Raw genomic sequence first — 1,268 nt, 5'->3', positions numbered from 1 at the left:
TGCTGTGACCCCCAATGCTCACCCAGCTGAGGCCAGAGTCGGCGGTTGAATTTGGCGCGATTGCGCCGACGGAGCAATGGGCGATCTGCGCAGCGGTTCAAATGCGCGAAGCTGATCGCCCATTGCGGCGAGTTGGGCGGCAAAGGCCGCCGGGGTCTGGTAGCCGAGGGCAGAATGGGGCCGCTCGGTGTTGTAAGTGTGGGTCCAGCGCGCCACGGCTTCGCGGGCATGGTCGATGCCGAAGAACAGGGTCTCGTTCAACAGCTCATCACGCATGCGGCCGTTGAATGCCTCGCAATTGCCGTTCTGCATTGGCTTGCCGGGAGCGATGTAGTGCCACTTCACCTTCATTTTCTCCGCCCATTCCAAGATCGCGTTCGAGGTAAACTCGGTGCCATTATCGCTGACGATCACGCCGGGCTTTCCACGCCGTTCGATCAGGGCTGTGAGTTCCCGGGCAACCCGTCGGCCTGAAATCGAGGTGTCGACCAAGGCTGCCAGACTCTCCTTGGTGACATCGTCGATCACGTTGAGAATGCGGAAGCGGCGGCCGTCAGCGAACTGATCYTGGACGAAATCGACCGACCAGCGGGCGTTCGCCAGCGCCTCAGTTACAAGTGGCGCCCGCGTGCCAATAGCCCGCTTGCGGCTTCTTCGGCGGCGAACCGACAGGCCCTCCTCGCGATAGAGCCGCTGGGTGCGCTTGCAGTTCAGCACATGGCCGTCCCCGCGCAGGAGAACATGCAAGCGACGATAGCCGAACCGCCGATGCGTCTCGGCGGCCGCGCGCAGCACCTCGCGCAGTCTGCGGTCATCCGGTCGCCGGCGCCGATACCGCATCGAAGACCGATCTGCTCCGATCAGCGAACACGCCCGCCGCTCGCTCATCTCGTATCCCTGTTCGAGATGAGCGAAGGCCTCGCGCCTGGCGGCGGGCGTCACCATTTTTTTGACAGCAGATCCTTCAGCGCGGTGTTGTCCAGCATTGCATCGGCGAGCAGGCGCTTCAGCTTGGCGTTCTCGTCTTCCAACGCCTTCAGCCGCTTGGCTTCTGAAGGCTCCATGCCGCCGAACTTCGCCTTCCAGGCATAGAAAGTGGCGCCGCTGATCCCGTGCCTGCGACAAACCTCGGCGGTCTTCGCGCCCGCCTCCTGCTCCCGCAAGATCGCGATGATCTGCYCCTCTGTGAACTTCGATCTCTTCATGTCCGGTCCTCTCCTTGGGCCGSACTCTAGCATCAGATGGACGAGTTATCGGGGGTCACAGCA

1 protein-coding gene is annotated in these 1,268 nt (G+C 62.7%); it reads right to left on the bottom strand.

Annotated elements, in window-relative coordinates:
* Window positions 1-18: 18 nt before the first annotated feature.
* A protein-coding gene (locus AC1DVR_RS23380) for an IS3 family transposase (RefSeq protein ID WP_478003023.1) occupies window positions 19-1,205 on the bottom strand; the annotation gives its coding sequence in 2 pieces (ribosomal slippage) (window positions 19-953 and window positions 953-1,205; 1,188 coding nt in all).
* Window positions 1,206-1,268 lie beyond the last annotated feature (63 nt).

This window comes from Rhodobacter sp. P2_H5 (genome assembly GCF_056403335.1).
The sequence above is the reverse complement of the archived record's forward strand: the minus strand, read 5'-3'. Positions and strand labels throughout refer to the sequence as shown.